At 50.9% G+C, this 13,726-nt stretch carries 25 protein-coding genes and 3 tRNA genes; 25 read left to right on the top strand and 3 right to left on the bottom strand.

The features are described 5' to 3' along the window. Nucleotides 1–13: 13 nt before the first annotated feature. The 23 genes from BMY01_RS18615 to BMY01_RS18780 all read left to right on the top strand — a co-directional run bounded on the left by BMY01_RS18615 (nucleotide 14) and on the right by BMY01_RS18780 (nucleotide 9,906). Complete coding sequence (locus BMY01_RS18615) at nucleotides 14–136, top strand: hypothetical protein (protein ID WP_302848425.1); 123 nt, start codon at nucleotides 14–16, stop codon at nucleotides 134–136. Then, nucleotides 136–348 carry a hypothetical protein gene (locus BMY01_RS08970; RefSeq protein ID WP_074746385.1) on the top strand — a complete coding sequence of 71 codons (213 nt, stop codon included), beginning with the start codon at nucleotides 136–138 and terminating at the stop codon, nucleotides 346–348. The genes BMY01_RS18615 and BMY01_RS08970 overlap by 1 nt, the downstream gene beginning before the upstream one ends. A gap of 559 nt (nucleotides 349–907) precedes the next feature. Further along, nucleotides 908–1,162: a hypothetical protein gene (locus tag BMY01_RS08975; protein WP_074746387.1), complete on the top strand. Its 255-nt coding sequence runs from the start codon at nucleotides 908–910 to the stop codon at nucleotides 1,160–1,162. A gap of 16 nt (nucleotides 1,163–1,178) precedes the next feature. Further along, complete coding sequence (locus tag BMY01_RS08980; RefSeq protein WP_074746389.1) at nucleotides 1,179–1,454, top strand: hypothetical protein; 276 nt, start codon at nucleotides 1,179–1,181, stop codon at nucleotides 1,452–1,454. Next, nucleotides 1,451–1,783 (top strand): hypothetical protein, encoded by a 333-nt coding sequence (locus tag BMY01_RS08985; RefSeq protein WP_074746391.1) that lies wholly within the window; start codon nucleotides 1,451–1,453, stop codon nucleotides 1,781–1,783. The genes BMY01_RS08980 and BMY01_RS08985 overlap by 4 nt, the downstream gene beginning before the upstream one ends. A 130-nt stretch (nucleotides 1,784–1,913) precedes the next feature. Then, the gene (locus tag BMY01_RS08990; RefSeq protein WP_074746393.1) at nucleotides 1,914–2,564 is read left to right on the top strand and encodes an AAA family ATPase; all 651 of its coding nucleotides are present in this window, start codon (nucleotides 1,914–1,916) and stop codon (nucleotides 2,562–2,564) included. 2 nt (nucleotides 2,565–2,566) lie between these two features. Continuing rightward, a complete protein-coding gene (locus BMY01_RS08995; protein ID WP_074746395.1) occupies nucleotides 2,567–3,181 on the top strand; it encodes a hypothetical protein in 615 nt (204 codons plus the stop codon). A gap of 2 nt (nucleotides 3,182–3,183) precedes the next feature. Further along, a complete protein-coding gene (locus BMY01_RS09000; RefSeq protein WP_074746397.1) occupies nucleotides 3,184–3,957 on the top strand; it encodes a type II secretion system protein in 774 nt (257 codons plus the stop codon). Nucleotides 3,958–4,107: 150 nt separating this feature from the next. Then, the gene (locus tag BMY01_RS09005; protein WP_175463237.1) at nucleotides 4,108–4,350 is read left to right on the top strand and encodes a hypothetical protein; all 243 of its coding nucleotides are present in this window, start codon (nucleotides 4,108–4,110) and stop codon (nucleotides 4,348–4,350) included. Next, nucleotides 4,347–4,676: a hypothetical protein gene (locus tag BMY01_RS09010; RefSeq protein ID WP_074746401.1), complete on the top strand. Its 330-nt coding sequence runs from the start codon at nucleotides 4,347–4,349 to the stop codon at nucleotides 4,674–4,676. Before BMY01_RS09005 ends, BMY01_RS09010 begins: the two co-directional genes overlap by 4 nt. Beyond that, nucleotides 4,673–5,065: a hypothetical protein gene (locus BMY01_RS09015; protein WP_074746404.1), complete on the top strand. Its 393-nt coding sequence runs from the start codon at nucleotides 4,673–4,675 to the stop codon at nucleotides 5,063–5,065. Before BMY01_RS09010 ends, BMY01_RS09015 begins: the two co-directional genes overlap by 4 nt. Further along, nucleotides 5,062–5,373 (top strand): hypothetical protein, encoded by a 312-nt coding sequence (locus tag BMY01_RS09020; RefSeq protein ID WP_074746406.1) that lies wholly within the window; start codon nucleotides 5,062–5,064, stop codon nucleotides 5,371–5,373. The genes BMY01_RS09015 and BMY01_RS09020 overlap by 4 nt, the downstream gene beginning before the upstream one ends. Next, on the top strand, nucleotides 5,370–5,609 hold the full coding sequence (locus BMY01_RS09025; protein ID WP_074746408.1) for a hypothetical protein: 240 nt from the start codon (nucleotides 5,370–5,372) through the stop codon (nucleotides 5,607–5,609). The genes BMY01_RS09020 and BMY01_RS09025 overlap by 4 nt, the downstream gene beginning before the upstream one ends. Continuing rightward, on the top strand, nucleotides 5,606–5,809 hold the full coding sequence (locus tag BMY01_RS09030) for a hypothetical protein (protein WP_074746410.1): 204 nt from the start codon (nucleotides 5,606–5,608) through the stop codon (nucleotides 5,807–5,809). The genes BMY01_RS09025 and BMY01_RS09030 overlap by 4 nt, the downstream gene beginning before the upstream one ends. Next, nucleotides 5,806–5,988: a hypothetical protein gene (locus tag BMY01_RS09035; protein WP_074746412.1), complete on the top strand. Its 183-nt coding sequence runs from the start codon at nucleotides 5,806–5,808 to the stop codon at nucleotides 5,986–5,988. The genes BMY01_RS09030 and BMY01_RS09035 overlap by 4 nt, the downstream gene beginning before the upstream one ends. A 1-nt stretch (nucleotide 5,989) precedes the next feature. After that, nucleotides 5,990–6,436, top strand: a complete 447-nt coding sequence (locus tag BMY01_RS09040; protein WP_254772678.1) for a DUF2591 domain-containing protein — start codon at nucleotides 5,990–5,992, stop codon at nucleotides 6,434–6,436. A gap of 106 nt (nucleotides 6,437–6,542) precedes the next feature. Beyond that, complete coding sequence (locus BMY01_RS09045; protein ID WP_074746414.1) at nucleotides 6,543–7,193, top strand: AAA family ATPase; 651 nt, start codon at nucleotides 6,543–6,545, stop codon at nucleotides 7,191–7,193. A gap of 10 nt (nucleotides 7,194–7,203) precedes the next feature. After that, complete coding sequence (locus BMY01_RS09050) at nucleotides 7,204–7,563, top strand: hypothetical protein (RefSeq protein ID WP_074746416.1); 360 nt, start codon at nucleotides 7,204–7,206, stop codon at nucleotides 7,561–7,563. Beyond that, a complete protein-coding gene (locus tag BMY01_RS09055) occupies nucleotides 7,560–7,751 on the top strand; it encodes a hypothetical protein (RefSeq protein WP_074746418.1) in 192 nt (63 codons plus the stop codon). The genes BMY01_RS09050 and BMY01_RS09055 overlap by 4 nt, the downstream gene beginning before the upstream one ends. After that, nucleotides 7,748–7,933 (top strand): FlaG family protein, encoded by a 186-nt coding sequence (locus tag BMY01_RS09060; protein ID WP_074746421.1) that lies wholly within the window; start codon nucleotides 7,748–7,750, stop codon nucleotides 7,931–7,933. Before BMY01_RS09055 ends, BMY01_RS09060 begins: the two co-directional genes overlap by 4 nt. Nucleotides 7,934–7,973: 40 nt before the next feature. Next, nucleotides 7,974–8,261 (top strand): type II toxin-antitoxin system HicB family antitoxin, encoded by a 288-nt coding sequence (locus BMY01_RS09065; protein WP_074746423.1) that lies wholly within the window; start codon nucleotides 7,974–7,976, stop codon nucleotides 8,259–8,261. Between the two features lie 39 nt (nucleotides 8,262–8,300). After that, on the top strand, nucleotides 8,301–8,525 hold the full coding sequence (locus tag BMY01_RS18305; RefSeq protein ID WP_074746425.1) for a hypothetical protein: 225 nt from the start codon (nucleotides 8,301–8,303) through the stop codon (nucleotides 8,523–8,525). Further along, nucleotides 8,461–9,906, top strand: coding sequence for a recombinase family protein (locus BMY01_RS18780; RefSeq protein ID WP_368086235.1), 1,446 nt, complete (start codon nucleotides 8,461–8,463; stop codon nucleotides 9,904–9,906). Before BMY01_RS18305 ends, BMY01_RS18780 begins: the two co-directional genes overlap by 65 nt. Here BMY01_RS18780 and BMY01_RS09080 read toward each other — a convergent pair. From BMY01_RS09080 to gltX, 3 genes are all read right to left on the bottom strand, one after another. Further along, nucleotides 9,866–9,941: transfer RNA gene (locus BMY01_RS09080), tRNA-Glu, on the bottom strand. The two genes, BMY01_RS18780 and BMY01_RS09080, sit on opposite strands and share 41 nt — an antisense overlap. 59 nt (nucleotides 9,942–10,000) lie before the next feature. Then, nucleotides 10,001–10,076: transfer RNA gene (locus BMY01_RS09085), tRNA-Ala, on the bottom strand. Nucleotides 10,077–10,362: 286 nt separating this feature from the next. Beyond that, on the bottom strand, nucleotides 10,363–11,760 hold the full coding sequence (gene gltX / locus BMY01_RS09090; RefSeq protein ID WP_074746486.1) for a glutamate--tRNA ligase: 1,398 nt from the start codon (nucleotides 11,758–11,760) through the stop codon (nucleotides 10,363–10,365). A 198-nt stretch (nucleotides 11,761–11,958) separates the two neighbouring features. On the opposite strand from gltX, the gene BMY01_RS09095 reads away from it, so the two are divergent. Both BMY01_RS09095 and BMY01_RS09100 read left to right on the top strand, forming a co-directional pair. After that, a tRNA-Val gene (locus BMY01_RS09095) sits at nucleotides 11,959–12,033 on the top strand. Between the two features lie 163 nt (nucleotides 12,034–12,196). Continuing rightward, entirely contained in the window at nucleotides 12,197–13,429 is a 1,233-nt protein-coding gene (locus tag BMY01_RS09100; protein WP_074746427.1) for a tyrosine-type recombinase/integrase, read from the top strand. Nucleotides 13,430–13,726 lie beyond the last annotated feature (297 nt).

Here is a 13,726-nt window from a genome sequence, read left to right on the forward strand (position 1 = left end):
TAAGGAGAAGGAAATGGAGATATACGGACTGATTATCGGGCTTGTGATCGTTGTGCCGCTGTTTGCTCGGGTGTGGATGGCTGATGAGCCTGACACAGAGGAGCAAGCCAAGACGCTATTGGGGGCGCTGGACTGATGAGCATTGTTGCAGCAGTGAAAGAAGCGATTGATGCAGGGCTCGGAGACTTCTGGATGCTGAACCTTCCAGAAGAAATGAAGAATGCGTATTACGCCGGATTTAAAGAGCGCAGCAGGGAAGACAAGGACGAGCACAGAGATTTCATTGTTATGAAAGCAGCGGCCCGGACTTTGAAAGAAAAAGGAGTAAGAGGTCTCTGCTTTTATTAACCATTTCCGCCTAGAGATAGGCGGCTTCGTAAAAGGCTTTTTGCGGCTTCGCGCTTAGGTAACGTCCGGTTTGCCAAGCGAAGCTATCGGAACCAGAGAGCCTTTTACGAAGAGCGCTGCGGCGTGGTGAGAACACGCACTGTATCAGACCTTTTCAAAGCCGGGTCGGTGTCGTGGAAAACACTTGTGGGATACAGGCTATGTGCCAGCAATCTGGTTCAAATCCAGACAGTGCTCGCCGATTTATGAGCGTGATCATGCCAGCTAGCAAGTGGGGGATGGGCGCCCATCACGCTCACCAGTTAATTACAGGAGTGGAAGATGACGGATGACGTAATTGATTACCTGCGAGGGGTGTATGAATTTCTCAAGAGCACTTGTCCTAATGGTTTCGCCGAGGAAGCTTTCCCCTTACCTCCATCTCCTACGAGAGCGCAGGAGCTATTACTACACGCTATCGAAAGTGACGCACATTGAAAGCGCTCAACGATTGCACGACAAAATCAGGCGCATAGATAGGCAGATGAATGATTTAGTGCGATAGGCGCAGGAGTGAAACATGGGATCGATAGACACGCCCCGTCGCTGGGAAGGATGGGTTGCAAAGGAGCTAACCGTGAAGCACCCACGCCGTCAGCTTATGACTGATAAGGAGCGTCTTGATTGGCTTCAGGAATACGGCAAGTACCGATACAAGGACTGTGATAAGGCGCATGTAGTCATTGACTGCATGGGACAGAAAACACAGTCACGGAGAAGCCTTCGGGATGCGATAGACCTTGCCGCAGCCAAGTTCTACGCGGCGAATGAATGAAGAAGGAGAAGTGTGAATGAACAAACATCCAGTAGCAGACGGATTTCAGAAAAAGAACGTGGTGATGAAGAAAGGAATTCCTGTTTTTGAAGGATATGCAGCGACAGGAAGGATTGGCGACGTTCAATTCTCGATTGTGTGCCCAAATAGGCAATCGTGTGACGAGATTTGGGGGCTCCTTGAAATGAATGAAGGGCTGGATCATAACAATGTTCCAAAAGTTGTTCTCTGTCGCGCATCCGACATTGAGATGGATGTGACAGCCGTCGCGTTAAGGGAGACGGGTAAGTGAGTAACGAATTCAACCTGGAACGAGCGAAGGCCGGAGAGCCGGTGGAGTTTAGGACGGCAAACGGGTATGTAAAAGTGCAGTTCGTTGGTATGCATGGCCCAGACGCAGTCATCTATTGGCAGTACGGATACACGCCAGTTGATCCTCAAGAACTTCGCATAGCCCCCAAGAAGGTGAATGTGCGGTATCGAGTGGCGGTAATGAAAAATAACCAGGGCGATTTCTACACCATCGTCGCAAATCATGACGACGAGGCCGAATTAATAAAGGGATGGACGAATTTCAAGCGGTGGCTAAGTGACTGGCAAGAAGTCGAAGTAACCGAATAACCCTCCCCCGTCCCGTCTCGGGTAATAGCCGGGAAATATTTAAGGTCAGCAATGGATGATTCAGGGATTCAATACTGGCAGCAATTAGGACAGCAAGAGCAAGAAACTTTCGAACTTAAGGAGCAAGAACATGAGCGTAGCAACATTCATTCTCGGGGAGTCCGGTACTGGCAAGAGCGCAAGCCTTCGCAATTTCGATCCGTCAGAGACACTGCTTATCCAGATCAAACCAAAGCCTCTTCCTTTTAAGGCGTCCGGCTGGAAACGGCATTCGAAAGACGCGCCTGGAAACATCGTAGTTGGCGCCACCTCAGATCTGGTTGTTGCGTATCTCCAAAAGACTCAGCGCGACATCATCATTATTGATGACTTCCAGTATCTGATGGCTGGTGAATTCTTCGACCGGGCATATGAGAAGGGGTACGACAAGTTCACCGAGATAGCGCGTCACGCTTATGACGTGCTGGCGACCGCCACCACCCTGCCCGATCACAAGCGCGTCTACATGCTGTGTCATACCGACACAGACATGAACGGCAAGATTAAGGCAAAGACCATAGGTCGGATGCTGGATGAAAAGCTGACTGTTGAAGGCCTGGTATCCATCGTCTTGCGCACCGCAGTGATCAACGGGCAATACCTCTTTACCACCAAGAACAGCGGCAACGACACAACCAAATCCCCCATGGGAATGTTTGACGATGAGCATATCGAGAATGACCTGAAGCTCGTCGATGAAGCAATTTGCGCTTATTACGATTTGACAACCATAGGAGCATGAGCATGAGAAGTTACGACCTGAATCCAGAAGCTGCCAAGCAAGCCGAGCAAAGCCGCATCACTGAAACCGGCAAATACTCTGGAACGTTTACCCGCGCCGAAGCAGTGGAAAGTGAAAAAGGAACCGAAGGGATTGAGTTCACCTTTAAAGCGGAAGACGGCAGCGAGGCCGGTTTTCTTACGCTGTGGACGTATAACACGGAAGGCAAGGAATTGTTCGGCTTCAAGGTATTGAATGCTCTCATGACCTGCATGCGCGTGAAGCAGATCAAGCCAGCCCAGGCGACGATTGAAAAATGGGTTGATGGCAACAAGCAGAAAGTCAACGCAACCATATTCCCGGATCTGATGAACAAGCCAATCGGTGTTCTGCTGCAGAAGGAATTCTACGAGAAGCGAGACGGCTCTACCGGTTCGAAATTGAATCTCACCGGATGCTACGAAACATCCACGCAGATGACGGCAAGCGAAATCCTTGGTAAGGCAACCAAGGCAGAAAGACTTACGGGGATGGTGGCAAACCTGCGCGACAAGGCCGCTCCAGCAGCCCCCGTTACTCGCGCCGCGGTTGCGGCGGGTAATGGATTTGACGACATGGACGACGATATTCCGTTCTGATCATGAGCCACTGGTACGAGCGAGACGGAACCCCGAGATACACCATCGTCGGGAAGAACGGAAAAGAGCGTGACACGACGCTCAAGGACGCGCGACAGCTTGCGCTGGTACCGAGCGTAACCACCGTTCTTGATGTACTCAACAAGTCAGCGTTGACGGAATGGAAAGTGAAGCAAGGCATCCTTGCCGCGCTGACACTACCACGCCTCTCCGGAGAGACGGATGAATCCTATCTCGCTCGTGTCCTGGATGACTCAAAGCAACAGGCCATCCAAGCCGCTGAAGAGGGAACAAGGATCCACGATGCAATTGAGGCAAGTTTTAAAGGACTGCCTGTAACTCTGGCATACATGGGGCACGTCAAGTCAGTCAGAGAAAAGCTTTACGAGGCATTTCCAAATGTTAACGACTGGATAGCAGAAACAGCTTTCGCGTCTCCTCTTGGATACGGCGGCAAGGTCGATTTGCATAGTCCATCGGCCGGAATTGTTGTTGATCACAAATCGAAAGACATGGCTCCGTGGGAAGAAAAGCGGCTTGCATATGATCAGGATTGGCAGCTTTCCGCTTATCACAGAGGGCTGAATTTAAGGCCAAACGTGTGCGCAAACATCTTTGTATCCCGCACACACCCCGGTTACGTGGAAATCCATGTCTGGACGCAAGAAGAAATTGCGCGGGCATGGAATGTATTCGAATGCGCCCTTGCTACCTGGAAATGTATCAAGGGATATGACTCAAGCTGGATAGAACAAAAGGAGATATGTGTTCCATGAGCAAAGAAGATAACGGCGGACCGGCGTTTCCCCCGGTTCACGACCCTAAGACTCACCCAAGTGGTATGACGCTCAGAGATTACTTCGCGGCAAAGGCTTTGCCAGCTTTGATAGCGCGGCAAGATGATTGCTCCCCGTTAGAGGTTGCGTATGACGCTACCTGTTCGCAGACACAATGCTGGAGGCTCGCAAGTAATGACCTACTACATGTCGGTATCACAAATCCTCATAACCGTCGTTGCAATATTCAGTCTCTTCTCCTGGATGCAAGAGCGTGACGAACGTGCGCAGGAGGTAAGCGAGCTGCATCAAACACTGGCCGCAGCGAAAGCCGAATGCAGCCCAATTATCGACCTATCTATGCCGATTGACTGGGAGTGGATCGAATCATGATGCCCGTTCATATCGTCCGGCCAATCGGTAAACACGAGCGCATCCCGGCCTACTCTACAGACGAGTTACTCCGTGGCGTGTGTCACCTGACAATTGTTCCTGACCTAGCCGCGTTGAGGGCTGCAAGCCTCAAAGGGTATCAAAACGAAGGCGGACAGAAAGGCGTCCAGACAAAACAAGCCAGAAGCCGCGCCAAGTTCGAACTGAACAAGCGGGATATTTACGCAATGCTGGCTGAGAAACGCTGCTTCGGATCGATTGCCCGGAATTTCTGTATCGGCACAAGGCAGTTAAGGAAATACCTGAAGGAGGAGGAAAGCAAGTGAATATACCAGATGGATGGAAATTAGTGCCGGAAGAACCGACGCCGCATATGTTGGTTCAAGGCGTTATGTCCGATGAAGGGGTGTCATACCCGGGCGGCGTTTACCGTGCAATGCTAGCAGCCGCCCCTACACCAGCGCAGGAGGATGAGCCGGTGGCGTATGTGCCTATTCACCCTGAAATCGGGCCTTTGTTTGGGGCGACTCAGCAGCATCGGAGTGCGTTACATGAAACTGCGAGAAGCTTGCCAGTGATGCCACTCTACACCCACCCAGCCAACGACAAACTAAGGAAGGCGGCGGAGGAGACAATCGCTTTTCTGTTGCAGAACGCATACCCGGAGGATTTGACTGTAATCAAAAACCTACGCGCCGCGCTGGAGGGGAAGTGAACCAACTCTCCACCCTGGCGCTGCTGATGGGCAAGCCTGCCAAGTTCTATGAGGGAAAATGTACTCCGTATGAAGCGGGCCTTCTAGGTGGCGCAATCAGCCGGGAGCGGAAGCTAAAGCGTCTCGAAGAGATACGCCCGAAGATGCTAGAAATGCTCAGGAACTACCGGACATACACAGACATGGCGCGAGAAATTGGCGTATCGAAAGTGACTATCCAAGTCTACATCAAGGGCGATCCTGAGTTTAAGCGCCTCGCATCACTCTATGTAAAGGTCGGGGGCTATCGTGGACGGAGAGCGAGATGACAGACCGCAAGCACAACCACTACTACCGGCTCTGCCCCTACCCTCACATCGACGTTTACCGAGTGTTGGAACTGTTCGAGGTAACTGATCCAGCGCTACAGCACATCATCAAGAAAGCGCTTTGTGCCGGACAACGCGGAGCCAAAGACTTCCGGAAAGACCTAGAGGAGATTGTCGATACCGGTAACCGTAGGATTGAGATGCTGGATGAGGATGTGGAGGCAGGGCAAGGATGAAATACCTCGCCTCCCCTCCCGGAGAATGGCTGCATCCGGAAGATCACCTGCCACCGAAGGGATCATCGATCCGCATGCTGACCGAATATGGCAGGGATATAACAGGCGTATGGGGTCCGGGCATGGCCGCATGGATGCCGCACCCCAAACTGAGCAAGGATATGAAGGAACGACTAAGGAATGAAGGGAGGTTGAGATGAAGATAAAACTTGCTGTAATCGTTTCAGATTTTGGAGCGGCCGCAAATTGCGGTGGAAATGTTGAGTTCAGGACTCGTGTTTTCGATTTGCCCGATGAGGTGGTCCAGCACATCCAACAAAGCAAGAACAAGTGGACGAATGTCTCTCTGGCAATTCACGAGGAACCGAAGGAAGACTGAGATGAAGATCAAGGTAGCGGAATTGGAAGGCGCGAAGCTGGATTATTGGGTGGCGAAGGCTGAAGGACACATCCTAAAGAGGTCCTTGCGCGACGGTTGGCAGGAGGTGAGAACAAACGACGATGCGCAATTCTTCTTGGGTTTTCATCCATCCAATCCAAATGACAAGAATGAATATTGGTACGAAGATTTTTACTCTCCGTCCACATCTTGGTCACAAGGCGGGCCGATTCATGAAAGAGAAGGCATAAACATCTGGCAGAGCGGCGACAGAAAATCGTGGGACGCATCGGCAAGGTGGTGGCAAACGTCTCAGTTCAATCTGAACGGACCAACACCGCTTATCGCCGCCATGCGATGCTTCGTTGCCTCCAAGTTCGGGGAAGAGGTTGAGGAGTTAGTTACATCAATTCACATTGATTTATACATCGAAGTAATGGCGTTTTGATGGATAGATGATGGCTTCTTAACATCATTTCGCCAGTATCACTACATCAACATTACATCATCTTAATGTAGCAAGTACATCAAAAAAACATAAAAGGACAATCAAAATGATATTGACAGTAGGCAATACAAAAGGTGGGGTCGGCAAGACAACACTTGCGCTTAACATCGCTATCGCCAGAGCTCTAGCCGGTAAAAATGTATGGCTGATCGATGCGGATATTCAGGACACAGCCAAGACCGCAATTGCCGCTCGAGCCGAAGAAGGGATTGAGCCGACCATAGCATTCGCCAAGTATCCAGAAGCAAACATATTGCGCGACCAGGTTCGCCATCAAGCCGAGCGGTTTGATGATGTCGTGATTGATGTGGGAGGGCGCGATACCAGCGCATTGCGTGCCGCCATATTTCTCTCTGATGTGCTCCTGGTGCCGTTCGAGCCGCGCACCTTTGAAGTGTGGGCTATGGCTGACATAGCAAAGATCATCGCTGAGGCGCGGGTTATGCGGGATGGACTCGTTGCTTACGCTGTTGTGAACTGTGGAGATAACTCAGTGAAGAGTACCGATAACAAGGATGCAGCAGAGGCTGTTGCTGAGTTCCCCGAACTGTCTTTGCTTCCAACCATCATCCATAACCGCAAATGCTTTGCGAATGAAGGTGGCAAGGGGATGTCCGCGCTGGAAGCCAAGCGTAAGGACAAGAAGGCGATCGACGAGCTGAATGGCCTTATGGCGCATTTGTATCCAGTATCTTGATGGAGGGAATATGAAAGAATCACAAGAATGCTGGTCAACAGACGAGGAAAATTTTCGCTATGACTGCCTCGACGACTTACTTGATTCAAACGATGACTTGGAGGTTGGGGGCGTGGTGTATGTGGGCAACGCGAAGCATCCGAAGCCTGAGCAATTATGCGATGCAGACGACATCATCGACAGAATCAGCGACAACGCATGGGACATCGGCGGTGAGTATGCCGAAGATTATCCAAACGTTACACGAGAAGCTCATCAGGAATTGGATGACTTTATCAAGTCATGGATCATGAAACATTGTCCACCAAACTTTTATCAAGTTTTTGATGTGCGCGAGCACGTTTTAACAGAAGAGGATTTGAAGAAATGAAAATACCAGACGGATGGAAACTTGTTCCGATTGAACCGACTGAGGAAATGATTAAGGAAATGTGCGATGGCTACGGGGAGGGATTCCTTTTTGTCGGCAAGGGAGCGTCTCTCGGAGACGGCATGAAATTGGCGTACGCGCAAGGACTCGCGGCCGCCCCAACATTCCCGGCGGAAGATCAGAAGTGACACAACTGCGATATGTTGTAAAGAAACCCTCTGGTTCGCATTATGCGAGTGTGATTGACAGCGAAACAGGAAAGGTTATCAAGCGATACAGGGTTACTCAAGTCATACGAGGCATTGACGGTTGGGGCATGGCGGATATGCATCGTGATGCTTTGAATAAAGCCGCTCTGGAGACGAAGTGACGCATCCTCGATACCATCATTTGTACATCATCTTTACATCATGGCGATAGGCAAGAGACCAAAGATAGTAGACGACGATGCCGCGTTTCAGAAGTTCGTGGAGCGCGCTCCTGGGGCTGCTCCGAAAGAACCGGACCGGCCCAAAGAGGTTAATCAACCTGAGCAGCCAAAGAAAAAGCCGCGGAAGGGAAAGCAGCCGATCACTATAACTATCGCCCCGGAACTGCTCCGAAAAGTTGACTCAGCAGCAGACGCGCAGGGCATGTCTCGCGCTGCTTATATCGCGATGGCTTTGAGCTATGCCGTACATCACGGGATTTTTAAATAAGAGATATGGTGTGATCAACCTGAATCCAGGAATTGACGAATGAAGCAAAAGCGACTGACAATAACGAGCATTGGCGCGCCGGATATTGGCCTTGCCGTTGAGTTCGCGCTCCCTTTGCTTTTAAAGTTCCATGACAAGAAACAGCGTAACGCGGTGCGCCCTGTATTGCAGGTCATCGAAGGACAGATCGGACATCTCGATAGATGCTCAGCGCCGGGAGTTGCAGCAACTGGCGAAAGCCAAGGGTTATCTAATAACCGCTGAATTCGTTGATGCCGTCGAAAGTGGTAAAGATGATAATCGCCCTGGGTTCCAGAATCTTTTAAGAGAAATCAAATCAAAAGAACGGCAATGGTCTGTCGTTCTTATGCTGGATACTTCACGCCTCGCTCGCAATCAGTATATTGCTCATGCATTCAAGCATGAATGCGCGAAACGCGGCGTCACCGTAATCTTTTCTAAAACCCCTGAACTGGATGGTGTCTCGGGCATTATTCTGCCCGCTGTGTTGCACGCAATGGACGAGGTGCATAGTTTCATGTCCAGAGAAAAAGGGCTCGCTGGAATGGCTGAAAACGTGCGCCAAGGGTATCGGGCCGGAGGCCGTGCGCCGATAGGCTATAAACTCGAATTCATTCCAACGGGCGCAATAAGGGATGGGGAGCCCGTGACAAAATCCAGGCTTGTTCCATCCGACCTTGCGCCCAAGGTGAGGGAGTACTTAAAACGGAGAGCCGCGGGCGGCAGAAGATTATCTCTAGCACGTGAGCTAGGACTGGAACTCAACAGCAGTTCCATCAATGGTCTTGAATGGAATGCGCTGACATATGCCGGCCATACAGTGTGGAACGTCCATAATGAAAAAAGCGCGGACGGATATGTAGGCGGCGTCAAAAGGCGCCCTCGGGAAGAGTGGGTAATTCAGAAAAACACTCACGAAGCACTGATAACCGATGCAGAGGCCGAGACAATCCTAGAAAAACTGAATTCCGGCAGGGTGACGAATTACAAGACGAAGGCGAAACACTTGTTGACCGGGATCCTTGTTACGCCGGATGGGGAGTTATGGCATGGCAACGCACACCGATATAGAGCGGGAAGCAAAAACGTTAATGCAGAGCAGATTGATTCTCAAGTATTGGAACACATTTCTCGTGATCTTCAGTCTCCCGCTTTTGTTAAAGCGCTGACAGAAAGCGCGCGCCACTCGGCGCAGCTGACAGACGATGATGTGGAAGGCGAGGAAGTGCGCAGCGAAATAAAAAAACTTGATGCGAAAATAAATAAATTATCTGAGTTGCTTTCCGAAACAACGGCAACTGAAGTGTTAATTCAGAAAATTGAGGAATTCGCCAACAGGCGGGATTCACTGTGTGAACAGCTGACTCAACTTGACGCCGTGCGTAAGCAATCAAAAGCGCTGCGCGAAATACGCGAGTTGGACGTCAAGGCAATGCTGGAGTCTGTTTCAGAAAACCTGCCAGACCTTGACCGAGATTCCCTAAAGGATTTGCTGCGCGGCATAGTTGACCGCATTACGCTCGATCACCAAACCCTAGCTTGTTGTATCCATTACAAAATCAAGCTGAATTTGGGGGAATTGGTGGCGTCCCCAGGGGGATTCGAACCCCCGTACTCACCGTGAAAGGGTGATGTCCTAGGCCTCTAGACGATGGGGACCAGAGGACTTTGAAATGCTTAAAAGCCGTTTGCCGTCAGTTTGTGATATTGCCATAAACTGGTGGAGGTAAGCGGGATCGAACCGCTGACCTCTTGCATGCCATGCAAGCGCTCTCCCAGCTGAGCTATACCCCCGGCAAAAGAAGGCGAATTATACTGACCACTATTTTTCCCGTCAATGTACAGGTAGAAGTATATCATCCTCATCATCCCCTGGCAGATCACTCTGCGAACAATTGACCTTTCGCCTTGCTTGTCCTGGCCACTCTTCCTCCCGCTCGCCCTGAGTCCCTTCACCCCTTCGGCAGGCTCAGGGCATGCTTGTCGAAGGTGAGAGCGGAAAGGGGAACGGGGCAGGATAGGTTCGTGGAATATTCCCCACGTTAGTCCTGGTTAAGCTGAAACTGCCATATATTAGTTATTAGTTGGAAAAGTACTCAAGCTGCTTGTCCATCCTCCTCAGCGTTTCCTCCCTGCCCAGCAGTTCCAGCACCGCATTGATCGCCGGAGTCTGTGCCTCTCCTGTAACCATGACGCGTAATGGCATTGCCACCTTCGGCATCTTCACGCCGTGTGCCGTAGCGCTGGCCTTGATTGCGTCGTTGATGGCATGGCTTTCCCATTCGACCGTGGCGAGTTTTGTCTGCAAATCGAGAATTGGAACTTTAGCCTCAGCGGTGAAATACTGCGCTCTCAATTCCTCCACCGGCTCCAGCGGACGGAAGAAATAAACGGCCGCATCCGCCAGTTCCGCAATGGTATTAACGCGCTCCTTGAGCAGATTCATAACCTTGCGCAAATCGGGAACTCCTTTGCCCGTAACGTCACAGCCATCCGCCGCGAGAAAAGGTTTTACCAATTCCGCCAGCCGCTCGTTATCTGCCGTTTTCAGGTATTGCTGGTTGAGCCATTGCAACTTTTCCGGATTGAACTTCGCTGGTGAGCGATTGATATTGGATAAATCGAACCACTCCACCAACTGCTCCCGGCTGAATATTTCCTCATCACCATGTGACCAGCCCAGCCGGGCCAGATAATTCACCAACGCCTCTGGCAGGTAACCATCTTCACGGTATTGCATTACCGACACCGCGCCATGCCGCTTCGATAAACGCTCGCCATCCGGGCCGAGAATCATCGGCACATGCGCATATTGCGGCAAAGGTGCACCCAAGGCCTTCAATATATTGATCTGGCGCGGCGTATTGTTCACGTGATCATCGCCCCGAATCACATGCGTGATGTTCATATCGAGATCGTCAATCACTACGCCAAAGTTATAAGTCGGCACCCCATCCCCGCGCAGCAGCACGAGATCATCCAGCTCACTGTTGGCAACGGTGATTTCACCCTTAATCAGGTCCTTGAATGTTACCTCCCCATCCAGCGGATTTTTCAACCGCACGACGGGCTTCACACCGGCAGGAGGCTCCTCCTTGGAATCGCGCCAGCGACCATCATAGCGCGGCTTCAACCCCGCTGCGCGCTGCTGCTCCCGCATTGCATCCAGCTCTTCCCTGCTGCAATAGCAGTAATAGGCACGGCCCGTGCGCAATAACTGCTCCGCTACTTCATGGTAGCGCGCCAGCCGCTGCATCTGGTAAAACGGCCCCTCGTCGTAGTCCAGCCCCAGCCACGCCATACCATCCAGAATCGCTTGAGTCGATTGAGCAGTGGAACGTTCCAGATCCGTATCCTCAATCCGAAGAACGAATTTACCGCCATGCTTGCGGGCATAGGCCCAGGAAAACAGCGCCGTGCGAGCACCGCCAATGTGAAGATAGCCTGTGGGACTGGGAGCGAAACGAGTGCGAATCATGGGTGAGGCGCCGATTACAGGAATCAGCTCGACAGTTGTGGAAACCCGCCATTTTACAAGAATGTAAGTAAGTCGTGCCTTAACATTCCTGCAGCCCGTATGCGCAATTTGCATAAGTGGATGCGTTGACCAGAATCATCGATTTATGCTCTAATTGCGCCACTCTCAAGCGTTATCAGTTCAGGATAACGTCAAAATGGGCGGTTAACTCAGCGGTAGAGTGCCACCTTCACACGGTGGAAGCCACTGGTTCGATCCCAGTACCGCCCACCAAAAGATAGTCCAGCAAAATCCAAACACATCCAATATATTAAATAAATACAACGATCTTTGCTTTTAATTTGTCCAGAGAACTCCATAGATATTCACTACAAACTTAGCCAGAAAGGGGGTATAGTTGGGGGTATTCCTGCCTGAATGCAAAAGGATACCCCCAATGCCCCTTACAGATACTGCGATTCGAACTGCGAAGCCTCGTAACAAGCCATACAAGATGGCTGACGAGAAGGGAATGTTTCTTTACATAACCCCTGCTGGGGGCAAATTATGGCGTTTAAAGTACCGCGTTGATGGCAAAGAAAAATTGCTATCGTTAGGTGCCTATCCTGACGTCGGTTTAAAGGATGCTCGCGCCCGTCGTGATGAAGCACGCAAGCTACATGCACAAGGAGTTGATCCTGGCGCAAATCGCAGAGCGCAGAAGACAGCAAGAGTGGAGCGCGCTGGAAACAGCTTCGAAGTTATTGCACGGGAATGGCATTCCAAATACCAGGCAGGATGGTCAGACAGTCACTCTGATCGAACCCTTAAACGTCTCCAGAGAGACGTGTTTCCATGGATGGGGGCCCGCCCAGTGGCAGAGATCATCGCACCGGAAATTCTGGCTGTGCTGCGGCGTATTGAAGGACGTGGAACGTTGGATACGGCACACCGCGCCCACCAGAATTGCAGCCAAGTGTTCCGTTATGCAATTGCTACTGGCCGCGCCGAACGCGATCCTACTCCGGACTTGCGTGGCGCCCTGCCCCCGGCAAAAGGAGGTCATTTTGCCGCCATTACTGAACCGCTTGAGGTTGGTGCCCTATTACGCGCCATAGACGCGTTCAAAGGTACATTTATCGTGCAATGCGCCTTGAAACTGGCCCCTATGCTGTTCGTTCGCCCGGGTGAACTTCGGCAGGCACGCTGGCGAGAATTTGACTTGGACAAAGCTGAATGGAAGTTCTGGGTCACCAAGACCAAAAATGATCACATTGTTCCACTTGCATCACAAGCCGTGAACATCCTGCGCGAATTGCAGCCCCTCACGGGTCATACTGAATTTGTCTTTCCTGGTGCACGTAGTAATGAGAGGGCGATGAGTGATGGGGCAGTTAATGCGGCTTTAAGACGCATGGGGTATGACACGCAAGATGAGATGACAGGCCACGGATTTAGGGCGATGGCACGAACAATCCTTCATCAGGAAATGGGCATTGCACCGGAAATAATCGAGCACCAACTAGCTCATCGCGTTCCTGACACTTTGGGTACGGCTTACAACCGTACGAAATTCCTAAAAGAACGCAGAATGATGATGCAGCAGTGGGCTGACTATCTTGATAAGTTGAAGGCTGGAGCCTCCGTGATACCCATAATCCAGGGAACCAGGACTCTCAATTATCTCTGACGCTGATGTCATAAATTCTAATGGCATGAGTGAAAGGTTAATCGAACAGGTGGCGAAACCCAATCCTAAAAGTACGATAGACTCATCTCAAATTGTGGGAGTCGATCCCGACGTACCCATGATCGCATTCAGTGTGAGGGCGTTTTTCGCATTTAATCTTTAAATTATTGTAACTGAATTATTTTCTAATTCCACAACGTGGAGCTACCACGCTTGTTCTTGCATGCTCTCCTCATCGATCGGAAATTAGACCAATTGGCGGTTTCCAAGAAAGGCGTGAATTACAACAATTTTCTT

The sequence above is a fragment of the Nitrosospira multiformis genome, from assembly GCF_900110185.1.
Taxonomy (GTDB): Bacteria; Pseudomonadota; Gammaproteobacteria; order Burkholderiales; family Nitrosomonadaceae; genus Nitrosospira; species Nitrosospira multiformis_A.

What these genes read in the sequence shown, in the direction of transcription:
- BMY01_RS18615 (WP_302848425.1), top strand. Translation starts at nt 14, where the DNA reads ATGGAGATATACGGACTGATTATCGGGCTTGTGATCGTTGTGCCGCTG.
- BMY01_RS08970 (WP_074746385.1), top strand. Translation starts at nt 136, where the DNA reads ATGAGCATTGTTGCAGCAGTGAAAGAAGCGATTGATGCAGGGCTCGGA.
- BMY01_RS08975 (WP_074746387.1), top strand. Translation starts at nt 908, where the DNA reads ATGGGATCGATAGACACGCCCCGTCGCTGGGAAGGATGGGTTGCAAAG.
- BMY01_RS08980 (WP_074746389.1), top strand. Translation starts at nt 1,179, where the DNA reads ATGAACAAACATCCAGTAGCAGACGGATTTCAGAAAAAGAACGTGGTG.
- BMY01_RS08990 (WP_074746393.1), top strand. Translation starts at nt 1,914, where the DNA reads ATGAGCGTAGCAACATTCATTCTCGGGGAGTCCGGTACTGGCAAGAGC.
- BMY01_RS08995 (WP_074746395.1), top strand. Translation starts at nt 2,567, where the DNA reads ATGAGAAGTTACGACCTGAATCCAGAAGCTGCCAAGCAAGCCGAGCAA.
- BMY01_RS09000 (WP_074746397.1), top strand. Translation starts at nt 3,184, where the DNA reads ATGAGCCACTGGTACGAGCGAGACGGAACCCCGAGATACACCATCGTC.
- BMY01_RS09005 (WP_175463237.1), top strand. Translation starts at nt 4,108, where the DNA reads ATGACGCTACCTGTTCGCAGACACAATGCTGGAGGCTCGCAAGTAATG.
- BMY01_RS09010 (WP_074746401.1), top strand. Translation starts at nt 4,347, where the DNA reads ATGATGCCCGTTCATATCGTCCGGCCAATCGGTAAACACGAGCGCATC.
- BMY01_RS09025 (WP_074746408.1), top strand. Translation starts at nt 5,370, where the DNA reads ATGACAGACCGCAAGCACAACCACTACTACCGGCTCTGCCCCTACCCT.
- BMY01_RS09030 (WP_074746410.1), top strand. Translation starts at nt 5,606, where the DNA reads ATGAAATACCTCGCCTCCCCTCCCGGAGAATGGCTGCATCCGGAAGAT.
- BMY01_RS09035 (WP_074746412.1), top strand. Translation starts at nt 5,806, where the DNA reads ATGAAGATAAAACTTGCTGTAATCGTTTCAGATTTTGGAGCGGCCGCA.
- BMY01_RS09040 (WP_254772678.1), top strand. Translation starts at nt 5,990, where the DNA reads ATGAAGATCAAGGTAGCGGAATTGGAAGGCGCGAAGCTGGATTATTGG.
- BMY01_RS09045 (WP_074746414.1), top strand. Translation starts at nt 6,543, where the DNA reads ATGATATTGACAGTAGGCAATACAAAAGGTGGGGTCGGCAAGACAACA.
- BMY01_RS09050 (WP_074746416.1), top strand. Translation starts at nt 7,204, where the DNA reads ATGAAAGAATCACAAGAATGCTGGTCAACAGACGAGGAAAATTTTCGC.
- BMY01_RS09055 (WP_074746418.1), top strand. Translation starts at nt 7,560, where the DNA reads ATGAAAATACCAGACGGATGGAAACTTGTTCCGATTGAACCGACTGAG.
- BMY01_RS09065 (WP_074746423.1), top strand. Translation starts at nt 7,974, where the DNA reads ATGGCGATAGGCAAGAGACCAAAGATAGTAGACGACGATGCCGCGTTT.
- BMY01_RS18305 (WP_074746425.1), top strand. Translation starts at nt 8,301, where the DNA reads ATGAAGCAAAAGCGACTGACAATAACGAGCATTGGCGCGCCGGATATT.
- gltX (WP_074746486.1), bottom strand. Translation starts at nt 11,760, where the DNA reads ATGATTCGCACTCGTTTCGCTCCCAGTCCCACAGGCTATCTTCACATT.
- BMY01_RS09100 (WP_074746427.1), top strand. Translation starts at nt 12,197, where the DNA reads ATGCCCCTTACAGATACTGCGATTCGAACTGCGAAGCCTCGTAACAAG.